This is a genomic window from Aquimarina ulvae, assembly GCF_053613295.3.
The window spans coordinates 25,799-41,262 of sequence record NZ_JBSIBP030000015.1; the positions used below are offsets into that span (position 1 = coordinate 25,799).

Below are 15,464 nucleotides of genomic sequence, written 5' to 3' on the forward strand. Positions count from 1 at the left end.
TAATTTGGTATGATTAGACATTATAATATTTTGGTTAAGGGAAAAGTTCAGGGTGTATGGTATCGAAAAAGTACCTGGGAAAAAGCCACAGAATTACGCGTGAAAGGAACTGTAAAAAATCAATCTGATGGCAGTGTTTATATAGAGGCCGAAGGAGAAGAGCATCAACTCAAAAATTTCCTAAAGTGGTGTGCCGATGGTCCTCAGTTTGCAGAAGTGTCAGATGTTTCTTATAAAGAAGCTGATACGGTACAATATCAACATTTTGAAATTTTATATTAGTCATTAATTGTTAAGTTTGATGCTTTTCTAGAAACTGTAACCTTTGTTACTGAAACCCCGGTAGATATCCACTATATTTAACTTTTTAAATCAATAGGTAAATAGTAAAAAAGTTATTTTGATAGTCCATATCATATAAATATGATGTTTTTTGATAAAAACAATGACTTATGGAGAGGTATTTAAATGCATTTAGCAATGCTTTTGTTGATAATATTCAGTGGACCTGGAACTCCGTTATATGCAATGTTCCTTGGTACACTAATTATTTTTGGGGTCTTGTTGCAATCTCGGTATTGGTATGGGGATTAGAAATAGTATTTCCCTGGAGAAAAGAGCAATCTATTTTTAGGAAGGACTTTTGGTTAGATGCGCTTTATATGTTTTTCAATTTTTTTGTTTTTGCTATTGTGATTAGTGGTTTTTATCGGTTATTAAATGTGTTTTTCAATGATATAGGTATTTCTTCAGAAAGTTTGACGATTATTAATCTTTCAGTATTTCCGGAATGGATTCAGCTACTTATCTTTTTTATTATACTAGATTTTGTACAGTGGTTTACACATGTATTGCTTCATAAATATTCATTTCTTTGGAAATTTCATAAGATTCATCATTCTGTAAAGGAAATGGGGTTTGCCGCGCATCTCCGGTATCACTGGATGGAAAATATATTGTACAAACCTCTAAAAACAATAGGAGTAATGATTTTAGGTGGTTTTGAACCAGAACAGGCCTATATTGTTCATTTCATAGCAATAGCTATCGGACATTTTAATCATGCAAATATTAAAATAACCTGGGGTCCTTTGAGATACATCCTTAATAACCCTGTGATGCATTTGTACCATCATTCATATACACTGCCTGAGGGTTCTTATGGCGTGAATTTTGGAATTAGTCTAAGTCTTTGGGATTATATTTTTAAAACAAATTATATACCAGAAGACAGCGGTACGATTGAAATTGGTTTTCCTGGTGATGAGAAAATACCTAAAGGGTTTGTTGGTCAACTTGCCTATGGCTTTAAAAAAACTAAAAAAGGAAAAATAAGGTAATTGTGATATTGCTTGCCTAGTTCAGCAGATTCTGATAACAAAGTTTTATGAAAGTCTTCATTTTTACGTTCCAATGGTGATACCAAACCTGCTTTCTTGTCTTCTAAATAAGTGTTTAGTTGATGGTAAAAAGTGTCTGATAGTACAAGCTATCAAAATTATCATTTGAACAATTTGCACAGTACCGTATTCTTATAATCTTCAAAATCATCTCCTAGATGCTTGGAATACTAGTTTTTAGCGATAGCATTTTATTCTGTATATGCTCTTTTTACAGTTTTGTTTTGTGGGCTGATGATGGCAGTCCCTAGAAATAAAGGAGTATCAAAAATATATACTGTAATTTATTCTACTTTCAATTTGGTGCGAAGATCAAATGCATGATGTAAGGCTAATAAAGAATGATCCGTATAATCTGTAGCATTTAGAATAGTTTTTATAATGTATTTTGTTTTCAATGAAGCTACAATACGCTGGAAAAAAAAATGATAGTTATCAGATTTACGTATATTAAAGACTGATAATTATCATAGTTAAAAGATGTAGGCACACCTATTTTTATGCAACTAAAATTTGATTATGAAAACAACGGTAGAAATTCAGAACTTAAAATGTAGTGGCTGTGAAAGCACTATAGCAAAAAAATACATTCCCTTAAAGGAGTTAGCGATATATTTGTCAATGTTAATGATTGTACTGTTTCTTTTAATTATGAGACCGATGACGGTATAGAAACTGTTCAAAAAGAACTTACCAGACTTGGGTATCCGTTAGGAACTGACAAAAACAAACTACGAAAAAAAGCAAAATCTTATATTAGTTGCGCTATTGGAAGAATGCAATATAGTTGATATCATAAAAACATCAAAAAATGAAGGAAAAAGTACAAAAAAAGGCTTCATCTAATACCGTTTATGGGTTAGGGATTATAGGAGCGCTTATTTATTATATAAGCCATGCCACTAGTTTTTGGATGGGCGTTTTAGGAATTCTAAAAGCAATTGTATGGCCAGCATTTCTGGTATATGAACTCCTAAAATTTGTTGGAGCCTCTTAAATAAGAAGATAGAATAAAGTGTAGCGTATATAGAAAAGTATAAAATTAAAGAGTAGTAATGACGCTTGCTATTCCAATAGCCAGTATCAGGAATAAAACAAATTTCCTGAACTGTTCCTGTGATATTTTATTAAGTATTTTCTTTCCAATCCAAGTGCCCAGAATGCTTACAGCAATCAAAAAAGGAATTAAATATAAAATTTCCTGATTCATATAACCATTAAAATAATACACAACAGTTCTGCTAAAATCTACTCCTAAATCAATCACTGCAGAAGTGGCGATAAATTTGTCTTTATTCATTTTAAAAGCAGTCATTGTGATGCCTCTGATCGCTCCACCTGTGCCAAGAAGTCCGGCACTTAAACCGGATAAAGAACCTCCCAGAATAGCATTTTTTTTGGTAGATCTTATTTTAAGATTCGTGAAGATAAGGAATAAAAGACTCAGGCCAACTAAAAAGAACCCAAGGAACCATGTTAGTGTTTTTGGATTAAAATATTTACTCAGATATGCTCCTATAGAAACAAACAAAACTGCAGGAATACCCAAGGATAGTACAAGTTTCATATCCAATCCTTTTTTAAATAAAGCAATTTTAGTGATGTTACTAGATAGATGAAATAGTGCGGTAAGCCCTAACACAGTTTGAAAATCTAAGAAAAAATTCGCTACAGGTACGAAAAATACGGAAGATCCAAAACCTCCTACAGTTCCTAAAATCTCAGAAAGAATAGCGAGTATTATAAATATGGGTAAGTATCTTTCAAGCATCTATCTAAATGAAGTTGATATTTTAAAAGTACACTCTATTAGCATCAAAACTTATGATAAATATCAGTTAGGCTTTTTTGTGATGGTGTTTAGTTGATTATTGTTTTTTTCTTCGTTAGGGAGGGAAAGGTATTGTCTTTTACAAGATCAAACACCATTATTTGTATAGACAATTTTGTTTTTAATTCAGATCAAAAATTAAGGAAGTTTATTGATTTGTTTTTAGTTGTGCTCTTGTAAACGTTGTTAAGATTAATTTTGGTATATTTGAGAGGCTACCTCTGCTTAAAGACGGCATGGAATGAATCGTATTTGCTTTTTGTTTTATTTATTTCAATTCTTTTCTTTCTCGCAATCAATCGAAAATAAGATTTTACCCGAAATCATACACTATGATACGAAGTCAATGGGGTTTGGAGCGCAATCTTGGGATATCGGACAAGATGAAAATGGAATCATATACATAGCAAACGAAAACAATATTTTAATCTTTGATGGAACTGAATGGAATCCTGTAGCTACGAATAGCGCAATGGTGAATAGAAGTTTATTTGTTAAGAATAAGGATTCAATTTATTTTGGTGCAGATGGTCAGTTTGGATTGTTACTAAATCAAAAGTACGGTACGTATGATATTTCAATTTTAAATGGGGATGATAAAGGTGTTTCGGATAGTTCGGAAGAATGTTGGAGAATACACGGAGTTAATGATCAAGCTATATTCCAAACCTTTAGTAATTTATATATTAACCAAGGTAATATTATTACAAAAATACCTGCACCTTGCTGTTTTAGATGGAGTTATAAAATAAATGATGATTTATACGTAAATGATTATAAGCACGGAGTTTTTAAACTTTCCGGAACAAGTCTGCTACCTATTTATAATCAAGATGATTTAAATGCACACATTATCGGGGTTACCAATGTAGGTGAAAATCTAATTATTATTACAGATACAAAAGGCTTGTTTAAGCTTACCGATGGAGAGTTGATTCCATTGAATTTTCCAAGGTCTGAAGAAGTTAAAAAAGCACAAATTTTTTCTTTTTTAAAACTTAAAGATGGCACAATAGCGTTAGGTACCGTTTCTAATGGATTATATATTCTTGATATTAATAATAAAAAAATTGAGAATATTAATAAATTAAAAGGGCTGCAGAACAATACCGTGTTGTCTATATTTCAGGACAATGAGTATAACCTTTGGTTAGCATTGGATTATGGTGTTGATTATTTGAAATTAAACTCCTCATTAAAATATTTCTATGATGATTACGGCAAACTGGGGACAACCTACGCGGCGGTAAAGGATGAAGATTATTATTACTTTGGGACCAATCAGGGACTATATGCTTTGGATACAAATTCTAATATAGAGCCCAACGATTTTGAACCATTATTAAATGGTCAGGTATGGAATATCGTTTCTCTAAATAATGAAATATTTGTTGGACATGATACGGGAGCATATACTCTGGATGGAAAGGAGTTGAGAAAAATGGGGTTCAGCAAAGGTGCCTGGGACTTTAGAGAATTGAACCTTGATCATAAAAACCATATACTATCTCCAAATTATAATGGAGTATCCCTATATGTAAAGGAAGTTAATGATTGGAAAGAGTATCAACTACAAGGTTTTAATAAATCAGTTAGATATCTGGAGGTAGATGAAGATAACTATGTCTGGCTGGCATTGCGGTCTGAAGGCGTATTTAAGTTTCGTTTGGATTATGACAGAAAAACACTTTTGAAAGAAGCTTTTTTTCCATTAAGTGATTTTGGAGGGGCAGTTTTATCAATGTCTAAAGTAGAACAAGAAATAGTGATTACCTCAGGATATAATTCTTTTACGTATGAAACAAAAAATAATTCTTTTTCTAAGAAAGAACTTGGAGATGAAAAAGGATATTCACCTCGTATCGTGAAAAAAGATGAGGAGATTTGGTATTTAGATAATGAAAGTATCGTAATTGAAAATAATGGAGAGATCGATAATCTACAAGAATTACAAGAGCAACTGGTACCCGATGTTTTAAACACTTTTACAATTGATGATAAGCACGAACTTATTCCAATTTACAATGGTTTTTCAATATATACTAGAGAGCATCTCACATCAGTAAAAAACAGATTAGATAATGTATTAATACGCGACTTCGTGTCTGTAGATAGCAATGTGTCCTATTTAGAAAAATCGGAAATACCCTTTCGTGATAACGATCTTAAAATAAGATATGTGTTACCAATGTATGGAAAAAGAGTGAGCTATCAATCTAAATTAAATGATGGCGACTGGAATGATTGGACCCCTTCAACAGAGCGTACACTTTATAACTTAAATGAAGGCGATTACACCTTTTATGTAAAGGCAAAATATGATGATGTTGTGAAAGAAGCTGCTTTTTTATTTACTATAAAACCCCCAATATATAGAACCAAATGGGCATATGGTTTTTACGTATTGTTATTTGTTTGCCTGATCCTTGTTGCGAATGCTATTAATCGTTACAAGATGAAAAAGCAAGAAATTAAATTACTGAAACAAAAAGAAGAAAAGTTATACAAACAAGAAGAAGAATATAAGGCTCAAAAACTAGAGCAAGAACGTAAAATAATAGAGCTGAAAAACTCTAAATTAGAGGACGAAATAAAAGCAAAAAGTAGGGAACTTACTCAAATCGCTTACGTCAATCTTAATAAAAATAAGATTTTAAAAAAAATCAGAGATAAAATCGTTAAAATCCAGGAGTCGCCTAATGCTCGGTCACAGGACAGAAATTATATGGATTTAAAGCGGCTTGTAGAGTACTATATTACGGATAAGGAGAGCAGACTATTTAAAATAAACTTTGATAAGTCGCACCAGGAATTTTATGAAAGACTATCTAAACAATATCCGAAGTTAACCTCTAAGGATTTAAGACTTTGCGCATATCTTAAAATGAATTTATCGTCTAAGGAGATAGCACCATTGTTAGGTATTAGCCCGCAAAGTGTTGATGTGAACCGACATAAACTTAGAAAAAAATTAAACCTTGGCTCTGACGATAATTTAACTCAGTTTTTAGTAAGGTTTTAGCTTTTCATCGATTGCTCAAAGAGCAAAATATTGTGGCTCCAAAAGTACCTAAAATTATACCGCACTTCGTTAATCTTTATCTATTATGTAAAAGCTTTATTATCTTTTTTTAATACTATTGGTGGCAGATGAGCGTTTTAGTAATTGATTTAACAGAGTTTTTATCGCAAAAGCACTATTTTGTAGCTTTATAAACCTACTTTGCCCTTTTGAGTCTTTATTTTTTATATATACTATTTTTTCAGGAAAAGCCAGAACCTGGGATTCCAAATTTTCTTGGTATTATACTCGTTGTAGGTATTATTTCTATTTGCATCTATTATGTGTCCAGGTATTTAGAAACGTTATATGTAAAATTGTATAAAAAACCCTTTTTTGTGCATTTTTATCCGTTTCCTAAAAAGTTACCAAAATCGTTACTTCTGCTATTACAGTCAAATACATTTTACAGGAAATTAGATAAACAAAGAAAACAATATTTTGAGCACCGCGTGGTTCGGTTTCTAGAAGCTACTAAATTTGTCGGAAGGGAAGGACTTGTGGTAGGTGATGATAAGCGTATGCAAATTACTATGATAGTTGTTAAGTTAACTTTTGGAATGCGCAATTATTTACTTGAGTACGTTGATACAATTGTGTTATACCCTTCTTCTTATTATTCTATTCTAAATAAGACACAAAATAATGGAGAATTTAATCCAAGATCCAGGGCGTTAGTATTATCCTGGGAGCACTTCAATCGTGGAAACTTACATCAGGAAGATGGGGTGAATCTAGGTGTTCACGAAATAACACACGCAATTCATTACTGTTCTTTAAAGAGTAACAATATTAGCTCTGAAATTTTTCATGATACTTTTCTGGAGTTAGAAAAACACTTATCCTCTCCCGAATTAAGAAATAAAATTATAGAGACAAAGATATTAAGAGAATATGCTTTTACTGATAAATTTGAGTTTATTGCTGTTTTGGTAGAGGTGTTTATGGAATCTCCTAAAAGGCTTAAGAAGCAATTTCCGGATATTTACAACTACGTAAGTCGGATGTTAAATTTCACTTATTTTGAGGTTTAAAAACCTGTGCCTAAACGATGTAATAATAGACAACAGTGTTTTTAAATTTGGATATTAAATGTTTATTGATTATTTGTTAAAAAACAACAAATAATCAGGTAACATTTTAAAAGGCTACGACACTTATATTAAACGATAAAAACTATATTTATCATTCTAAACAAAACAATTTTAATAAAGAAGAATAACATGGAAGAATTTCAGCAAGTAGCACCGGTAGTTAGTTCACTTACTGACGAAAAAAGAGTAGCTTTTTATAAAAAGACTTATACACATTTGGCGATGGCAGTATTGTTGTTTGTCATTGTAGAGTGGATATTTTTTCAAATCGAACCATTGGTACAGTTTGCCTTTTCAATGACACAAGGATGGCGATGGTTATTGATGTTAGGAGGATTTATGTTAGCCACAAATTATGCGGAAAAAATGGCACATAAAACTCATGATATTAATAAACAATACTTAGGACTTCTTTTATACGTAGTAGCTGAGGCTTTTATTTTTATTCCTTTAATAGGGATAGCCATGATGATAGCCGAAAATGGGGGAGGTAATATTTTAAATCAAGCGGCGATATTAACCTTGTCCTTGTTTACTGGACTGTCTGGAGTAGTACTGATCACAAAAAAGGATTTTTCTTTTTTGAAGTCCATATTAACTATAGGTTTTTTTATTGCTTTAGGGTTGATAGTAGCAGGGATGCTGTTTGGATTTAATCTGGGCCTTTGGTTTAGTGTTGGAATGGTAGTGTTAGCTTCAGGTTCTATATTATACCAGACCTCCAATATGGTACATAAATATTCTGAAGACCAGTACGTAGGTGCGTCTTTAGGATTATTTGCATCGTTAATGCTATTGTTTTGGTATATTCTTAGCATTTTATCTAATGACTAATGTTTGTTGTTAAATAAAATTTGTAAAGAAATACGAATAAGTTAACATATATAAAAACTACAAAGACTGCTTTCACAGGGCAGTCTTTGCTTTTCAATTCATCTTATAGCTTCCAAACGTTTCTTTTGAAGATCGTACTACCGGATTTTAGGTTTTTTTAAAGCTTCCAAAGAATCTTTACGAAACAGTTTTATTTTTTAGAGATGATGTGTTGTATAATTGTTTTGGCGTGCACTCTAGAGTTTTCTATAAACCATATATGCGTATCCATTCCACCACATATGACACCAGCTAGGTAGAGATTTTCTACGTTAGATTCCATGGTGTTTTTGTTATATTCTGGGTGCATTTTTTCGTTATCCGAAAGTTGAATTCCAATTCTTTTAAGGAAATCAAAATTAGGTGTATACCCAGTTAGTGCTAGTACAAAATCATTTGCTAAGCTCACTTCTCCTTTGGGTGTGTTTATAATAATTTGCTGGGGTAAAATTTCTTTTACTGCGGCGTTAAAATATGCTTTGATATTGCCTTCTGCGATTCTGTTTTCTATATCTGGTTTTACCCAATACTTCACACGTTTTCCGATTTCTGGTCCTCTAACGATCATGGTTACCTCGGCTCCTTTTCGGTAACATTCTAAAGCAGCATCTACTGCAGAATTACTGGCACCTATGACAACTAATCGTTGTTTCGCATAAAAATGTGGGTCTTTATAATAGTGAGAAACTTTTGGTAATCCTTCTCCTGGAACATTCATATAATTCGGAATATCATAAAATCCTGTTGCCACAATCATATACGATGCTGTATAGCTTTGTTTTTCTGTTTTGACTTGAAAGCTATTCTTTTCTTTTTTTACTGAATTCACTTTTTCAAAAAGATGAATATTTAGATCATTAGTAGCAACGATTCTTCGGTAATATTCTAAAGCTTCATTTCTTTTTGGTTTTGCCTCGTTGCTTATAAACGGGATCTCATCGATTTCCAGTTTTTCAGAAGAAGAGAAAAACTGCATATTCACAGGGTAATTAAAGAGTGAATTTACAATAGGGCCTTTTTCTATAATAAGATATTTTATACCTTTTTTCTTTGCTTCAAGACCGCAAGCGATACCGATGGGACCTCCACCAATTATTATGAGATCTATATGCTTCATTAAGAAATTATCTCTTTCAGTCCTTTAATGGTTTGAACTGGGTTTTCACTTTTAAACACATAACTTCCGGCTACCAGTACATCAGCTCCTGCATCCACTAATTGTTTGGCATTTTTATTGCTTACTCCTCCGTCAATTTCGATCATCGTATTGGCATTATGGTGCGTAATAATTTTTTTAAGTTGTTGTACTTTCTTGTAAGTGTTTTCTATAAAAGATTGCCCTCCAAACCCGGGATTTACACTCATAATACATACAAGATCGATATCATTGATCGTATCTTCTAGTAAACTTACATTGGTATGGGGGTTTATGGCTACACCTGCTTTCATACCTTCAGCTTTTATTGCCTGAAGCGTTCTGTGAAGATGTGTACAGGCCTCATAATGAACTGTAAGGATATTACTTCCTAAATCGGCAAAAGCTTTAATATATCGATCAGGATCTACAATCATTAAATGTACATCAATTGTTTTTGCCGCGTGTTTTGAAATATCTCTCAAAACTGGCATTCCAAAGGAGATGTTAGGAACAAAGACACCATCCATAATATCGATATGAAACCAATCCGCATCACTGTTGTTGATCATTTCTACATCTCGTTGTAAATTAGCAAAATCTGCTGCTAGTACTGAAGGAGCAATTAGTTTTGAAGCCATAAAATTGTATCGTTTCTCGCAAAAGTACTATTTAAGTTTTAAACTGTATACTATGAAAGCTTCATAAATTTATTCGCCAGGTAGGAAATATTTTTATAATTATCTGGGTTATGGGATCTCTCTAGTCTTAAGAAATGCTGTAATTCCTTATGATCATATTTTTCGCCCATAACCTTAAAAGAAGAATGATATCTAGTGAACGAGCAGTTGAGTATTTCCCGATCAAAGATTTTAATGACATTATAGTGTCTGGAATCTAGTTGTATTTTTTTATAAAGTTGCTGAATTTGTTCTTTTTCACCTTCTATAACCTGAAAAAAATTACCATCAGAATACATCAGTATTCCTGTTATATTTTGATCAGTGTTATAGTGCTTAACATATTCAAACAGCTCGTTTATGTCAGAATTTGTTAAGGATTGGTTAGCAGTACTTACATAACTAATAGTTTGCCACATATTTCCTAAATCTTGACTATTAAAGATACGATTTTTTTGATCTAAAAATTACGTTTTTTAAACGTAATTAACTAAAAATGAGTTTATTGTGGTTAACTAGTAAGTGTTGAATGGTATTGCCACATGAAAAAACCTCCGGTAATCAGCCGGAGGTCATTCATCAATCAAAAAACGAACAGTTATGTTATAAACTGTTTGTAATCGCAATTTAGGAAATAAAAAGTTATCCTAAATATGTTTTTAATATTTTACTACGAGATGTATGTTTTAATCTACGAATTGCTTTTTCTTTTATCTGGCGAACACGCTCTCTTGTAAGATCAAAAGTTTCTCCTATTTCTTCTAACGTCATAGGATGCTGATCACCTAGGCCAAAATATAAACGGATTACATCTGCTTCTCTTGGAGTAAGTGTTTCTAACGCTCTTTCAATCTCAGTACGAAGGGATTCGTGCAACAATGATCTATCTGGATTTGGAGACTCTCCAGAATTCAAAACATCATATAAGTTAGAATCTTCCCCTTCTACCAAAGGAGCATCCATACTTACGTGACGCCCAGAATTCTTCATAGACTCTTTTACGTCATTGATAGTCATATCAAGTTCTTTAGCTATTTCTTCTGCACTTGGCGGACGTTCATGAGATTGCTCTAAAAATGCATATGTTTTATTGATCTTATTGATAGATCCAATTTTATTCAATGGTAAACGTACAATACGTGATTGCTCTGCCAAGGCTTGTAAAATAGACTGGCGAATCCACCAAACTGCATACGAAATAAATTTAAAACCTCTGGTTTCGTCAAAACGTTTTGCAGCTTTAATCAATCCTAAATTACCTTCATTAATCAAATCAGGCAATGTCAATCCTTGGTTTTGGTATTGTTTTGCAACAGAAACCACAAATCTTAAGTTGGCTTTTGTTAATTTTTCAAGGGCTCTTTCGTCACCAGCTTTTATTCGCTGTGCCAATTCTACCTCCTCATCTGCTGTAATAAGGTCTACTTTACCTATTTCTTGCAAATATTTGTCCAGCGATGCAGTCTCACGATTCGTTACCTGCTTCGTAATCTTAAGTTGTCTCATCTATGTTATCCTTGAAATTTTATTTGTGAATATTTAGGGCTTCGCATATACTTATTATACGTATAGAGTTACTAAAATGTTACAAAAAGGTAAAATTATTTTTTCTGAGTGCTATCCTTTACAGTGCTATAGATTGACTTTGTTGGTCGTTTTCTGAATCGATGAATTACAATATTACTCGAATTCAAGTACGTTTTTCGCGATAATTAGAGATCTTAGTGCATCAATTTTCTTATACATTTTATTAAAAAATAAGTTTCTTTCTTTCTCACCTGCTGTACTGAGTAACTTAGATCCATCCATCTGAATTTTTAAGAAATGCTCGGCTTGATTACAAGTAGTAACATCATTAGTTCTGTAATAAGAAAGAATAGTAAAAGGTACATATAAGGATGTCTCTGAAGGTGTCTTAACCAAAACACGATTATTCATAAGTAATAATTCGTTGTAATAAAACTTGAAATTATCTTTTTGTTCAATTATTTTTTTGGAAATTCTCATAATTAATTGCTGGAGATTATCACATATTTCTAAAGCATCTTTGGAGCTAAGTGCATTGGATTCAAAATAAAAATGTATTTGTTTTAGCGTACTATTGATGGTGGTAATATCCCATATCTCAACAGAATTCAAATCATTGTACATGTTGCCCAAACGTTTTGCTGATTCCAACAACGATAAGGATGGGTTAAACCCTGAAAATCTTACATCACTAAGGGTTGAATCCATAATTTTTAACCAGACGTACATTTTAAATTTTGAGAGCAAATTATCATCAGAAGTATAAAAAATTGGTAAATCCTTTGCTGAATAAATCATCTCTACGTTTGGGTTATTAATTAAAGGAGATAGCGATTTATATGAATTTTCATAATATGCAAGTAAGCTTTCCATATCCCGAACAGGAGCTGTCTTTTTTACTGCTACGATATGTTCATCTTCACTAGAGAATAACTGATCTATAGATAAATTAAAATACTTAGCTAATGTCACACCTTCTTCAAGAGATATTTTACTCTTTTTACTGATTCTTCTATGAGCGGCGTCATAACTTATGTCCAATGCAGTGGCAACTTCATCGATTAATGACGTTTTGGAGCTGATTTGTTTTTTGATGAGTTCTAAAAATTTTTCCTGTATCATTTAAACTTTGTTTTGATGATTGGCCTTTTTTTCCAATGTAAAGTAAAATAGAAAATAAAAATAAATTTTGCGATTTTCACAAAAATAAATGTTACCGATTGTGATTATTACGTTAATCGCAAATTACTAAATCGTTTCTTTTTTTGCGATTTTCACAAAAAAATAATTTCCATTTCGTGATAATTGCTTCTGTTTATGTTTTTATCACAATAATTTTGAGTTGTTGAATTTTTAAAACAAAAAAATGAAAAACAAAATTCTAATAGTAGTAGCGTTAATTTCAATAATGACTTTTGGACAGGAACATAAGTTAGACTCTGTTTCGGGAAAAGTAAGATTATTTAGTTTTTCTCCTATCCATTCTAATGTATCTCAGGTAAATGGATTGGTATTAGGGGTCGGGCATTACAAGAATAAAAATATTGAGCATCAAAAAATAAATGGGGTAAACATAGATGTTGTTCATCCTGCTCCATTATTATTAATGACTTTTGGTTTAGAAATACCATTTAAGTTATTACCTGTAGGTCTAACATATAAAAATAATACTGGAATTCATATTTTAGAGAGCAATAATACACCTGAAAATGTTAAATTATCAATGAATGGATTGAATTTAAGCGTTGGTGGGTTTTATGAAGGAACTGATTTTAGTGGCTTAAATGTTTCTCTAATATCTGTAGTCAACAAATTAAGTGGAGTCTCTGTAGCTCCTGTCGTAAATGGTTCTGAAGTTTTTAACGGGATTCAATTTTCTACTCTAGCTAATATTACTGCAAGTGGTAATGGTTTGCAGGTTGGGATATCTAATGTTGCTGGAAAATTTAACGGTATTCAAGTTGGTGTTTTTAACAAAACTGTCGATCAAAGGGGCTTTCAGTTCGGACTATGGAATAGAAATGCCAGACGCTCGTTGCCTTTTATCAATTGGCAGTTTAAAAAGAAAAGGAAATCAAAAACATCATAATTATGAACATCACTAGCAACTTAAGTATCGAAGGGGACTATGGATTCGAGGCATTTTATGTACTTACCGGAGACCTAATGGGGCTTATCCCGGTAAAAGAAAAATTATTTACACGTATTAAATTATTGGATAAAGAAACTTTAAAAATTAGTTTAATGAAATCAGAGACTCAAAGGATTTCAAAATATATAAAAGGATCTCTAAAGGATGGGGTTTTTAGCGTCTCATCTATCAATAGAGTCACTTCAATTTTATCATTTGTTAAACATTGGAGAACTCAAAAAATTTGTGTACGCTCAAGAAAAGAATAATTGTTGGTTTTTTTGTCTAAAACTGGTAATGTACAACTTGGAGTATTTAGAGATATTACTTTAAGAAAGAAAAAGTAAATTCCTCTAAAAACTTTAATTATTGAATGGTAACTAATTGTTATCGCGGCTAACAAAGCATCTTTATTTTTTAAGATGCTTTTTTGATACCATAATTTTTGAACGGTAATTATCGCAACAGTATAAACTCTATTGATGCATAATCCGGGTTTAATGTCATATAGAATGTATTAGATATTTAGAAAATGAAGATTGGGGTTGTTTTTTTCTTACTAAATTCTTTCTTAATTGTTGTAAATCCACAAAATAAGACCGTATCCCCACAAAAGTATATAATACACATATGTATCATCTTATTTGGTCTTTATGAACATATGATTTTTGCACTGTGATTATCACAAAAACAAAATTTCACTCTTGTGTTTTCGATAACTATAGTCAATCCATAGCTTGTATGTTTGAATCACTAAACAAATTAAAAAAGCAATATTATGATGAGAAAATGTATTAAAATAGGAATACTTTTAGTAGTACTACAATCCTGAGTTAGTTATAGGGTTACCGGTTCGGTTAAAGCTTATACTACTGCTAGTCACGGATCAGTAAATTCGTATGTCGCAAAACCATTATATAACGGAGAGAATACTTCTGAAATTTATGCCTCCGGAACCTTAGATATATCAAAACAGGAACAATTTAGACAAGAGGAAGATGATAGAAAAACTGTTGCATCTCTAGATGTATACAAGTCGTTTTCGCGAAAGTGGTGGAACTTCTTTTATGGGGGTAACGCAGCTTATGGAACATTTACTTTTAAAGGAGAAGAGTTAGATAATGTTGATCGTACTATTATAGCTTTCAATGAGAAGCTGGATTTTTATAACGTAGGATTAAAGGCAGGAGCTAATTTTAAGATGTCAACTTCTAAATTCGACATTAGACCCATAGGGCTAAAAGTTATGTATACCTATGAATTTGGACCTTATTAGGATAAATTAGAGGAAATTGACAAAGCAACCTTTCAAGATTATGATGTATTAAATAAGAAATCTTTTTTCACAGTTCTTGCAGAAAGTGAGGCGGTGTATAAAATTAACACGAGTAACGCTGTAAGTTTAGGAGCCTTCTTAGGAGTTAATACTATTAGAGATACGGCTGCGCCAATTGTTGGTAGCATGGTAAGCTATCGATATGAAAGACTAGTATTTAGTTATTTGTTTCAGTCGACATATATTGATACAGAAGAGGTTCAAGGTGAAAGACGCAGCATAAGCATAGGTTCTCATAAAATCGGAATTACCTATCAGCTTTTTTAGCCAAATAAAAGGACCTTACCTGTTTATTTAGTTAAGGTACTTGCTACTTTTTAATTGCGATTTTCACAAAAAAAAAATTCATACTGGCGATTTTGACAACTATAGTTAATCAATAGCCAGTATGTTTAT

Annotated in this window: 15 protein-coding genes; 9 read left to right on the top strand and 6 right to left on the bottom strand. The window is 32.0% G+C overall.

The window, feature by feature from the left end; genetic code table 11:
- The first annotated feature begins 9 nt into the window (after positions 1 to 9).
- The 3 genes from ACWGOQ_RS21730 (at position 10) to ACWGOQ_RS21740 (ending at position 2,397) form a co-directional block, all read left to right on the top strand.
- A complete protein-coding gene (locus ACWGOQ_RS21730) occupies positions 10 to 282 on the top strand; it encodes an acylphosphatase (RefSeq protein WP_452059885.1) in 273 nt (90 codons plus the stop codon).
- Positions 283 to 452: 170 nt separating this feature from the next.
- Positions 453 to 1,340 carry a sterol desaturase family protein gene (locus ACWGOQ_RS21735; RefSeq protein WP_452059884.1) on the top strand — a complete coding sequence of 296 codons (888 nt, stop codon included), beginning with the start codon at positions 453 to 455 and terminating at the stop codon, positions 1,338 to 1,340.
- An 871-nt stretch (positions 1,341 to 2,211) separates the two neighbouring features.
- On the top strand, positions 2,212 to 2,397 hold the full coding sequence (locus ACWGOQ_RS21740) for a hypothetical protein (RefSeq protein WP_452059883.1): 186 nt from the start codon (positions 2,212 to 2,214) through the stop codon (positions 2,395 to 2,397).
- Between the two features lie 45 nt (positions 2,398 to 2,442).
- Here ACWGOQ_RS21740 and ACWGOQ_RS21745 read toward each other — a convergent pair whose 3' ends face one another.
- Positions 2,443 to 3,171: a sulfite exporter TauE/SafE family protein gene (locus tag ACWGOQ_RS21745; RefSeq protein WP_452059882.1), complete on the bottom strand. Its 729-nt coding sequence runs from the start codon at positions 3,169 to 3,171 to the stop codon at positions 2,443 to 2,445.
- Between the two features lie 301 nt (positions 3,172 to 3,472).
- Here ACWGOQ_RS21745 and ACWGOQ_RS21750 point away from each other — a divergent pair, with 301 nt between their 5' ends.
- The 3 genes from ACWGOQ_RS21750 to ACWGOQ_RS21760 all read left to right on the top strand — a co-directional run bounded on the left by ACWGOQ_RS21750 (position 3,473) and on the right by ACWGOQ_RS21760 (position 8,220).
- On the top strand, positions 3,473 to 6,253 hold the full coding sequence (locus ACWGOQ_RS21750; protein WP_452059881.1) for a helix-turn-helix and ligand-binding sensor domain-containing protein: 2,781 nt from the start codon (positions 3,473 to 3,475) through the stop codon (positions 6,251 to 6,253).
- Positions 6,254 to 6,462: 209 nt separating this feature from the next.
- Complete coding sequence (locus ACWGOQ_RS21755) at positions 6,463 to 7,326, top strand: zinc-dependent peptidase (protein WP_452059880.1); 864 nt, start codon at positions 6,463 to 6,465, stop codon at positions 7,324 to 7,326.
- 189 nt (positions 7,327 to 7,515) lie between these two features.
- Positions 7,516 to 8,220, top strand: coding sequence for a Bax inhibitor-1/YccA family protein (locus tag ACWGOQ_RS21760; protein WP_452059879.1), 705 nt, complete (start codon positions 7,516 to 7,518; stop codon positions 8,218 to 8,220).
- 190 nt (positions 8,221 to 8,410) lie between these two features.
- Here the strand turns inward: ACWGOQ_RS21760 and ACWGOQ_RS21765 are convergent, their stop codons facing one another.
- The 5 genes from ACWGOQ_RS21765 to ACWGOQ_RS21785 all read right to left on the bottom strand — a co-directional run bounded on the left by ACWGOQ_RS21765 (position 8,411) and on the right by ACWGOQ_RS21785 (position 12,723).
- On the bottom strand, positions 8,411 to 9,376 hold the full coding sequence (locus tag ACWGOQ_RS21765) for a YpdA family putative bacillithiol disulfide reductase (protein WP_452059878.1): 966 nt from the start codon (positions 9,374 to 9,376) through the stop codon (positions 8,411 to 8,413).
- Positions 9,376 to 10,035 carry a ribulose-phosphate 3-epimerase gene (gene rpe / locus ACWGOQ_RS21770; protein WP_452059877.1) on the bottom strand — a complete coding sequence of 220 codons (660 nt, stop codon included), beginning with the start codon at positions 10,033 to 10,035 and terminating at the stop codon, positions 9,376 to 9,378. Before rpe ends, ACWGOQ_RS21765 begins: the two co-directional genes overlap by 1 nt.
- Before the next feature lie 50 nt (positions 10,036 to 10,085).
- Positions 10,086 to 10,493: a BLUF domain-containing protein gene (locus ACWGOQ_RS21775; RefSeq protein ID WP_452059876.1), complete on the bottom strand. Its 408-nt coding sequence runs from the start codon at positions 10,491 to 10,493 to the stop codon at positions 10,086 to 10,088.
- Between the two features lie 223 nt (positions 10,494 to 10,716).
- Positions 10,717 to 11,580, bottom strand: a complete 864-nt coding sequence (locus tag ACWGOQ_RS21780) for a sigma-70 family RNA polymerase sigma factor (RefSeq protein WP_027395748.1) — start codon at positions 11,578 to 11,580, stop codon at positions 10,717 to 10,719.
- 174 nt (positions 11,581 to 11,754) lie between these two features.
- Complete coding sequence (locus tag ACWGOQ_RS21785) at positions 11,755 to 12,723, bottom strand: hypothetical protein (protein WP_452059875.1); 969 nt, start codon at positions 12,721 to 12,723, stop codon at positions 11,755 to 11,757.
- 244 nt (positions 12,724 to 12,967) lie between these two features.
- Here ACWGOQ_RS21785 and ACWGOQ_RS21790 point away from each other — a divergent pair, with 244 nt between their 5' ends.
- The 3 genes from ACWGOQ_RS21790 (at position 12,968) to ACWGOQ_RS21800 (ending at position 15,335) form a co-directional block, all read left to right on the top strand.
- Entirely contained in the window at positions 12,968 to 13,690 is a 723-nt protein-coding gene (locus ACWGOQ_RS21790) for a hypothetical protein (RefSeq protein ID WP_452059874.1), read from the top strand.
- A 2-nt stretch (positions 13,691 to 13,692) separates the two neighbouring features.
- On the top strand, positions 13,693 to 14,001 hold the full coding sequence (locus ACWGOQ_RS21795; protein WP_452059873.1) for a hypothetical protein: 309 nt from the start codon (positions 13,693 to 13,695) through the stop codon (positions 13,999 to 14,001).
- A gap of 1,100 nt (positions 14,002 to 15,101) precedes the next feature.
- A complete protein-coding gene (locus tag ACWGOQ_RS21800; RefSeq protein ID WP_452059872.1) occupies positions 15,102 to 15,335 on the top strand; it encodes a hypothetical protein in 234 nt (77 codons plus the stop codon).
- Positions 15,336 to 15,464 lie beyond the last annotated feature (129 nt).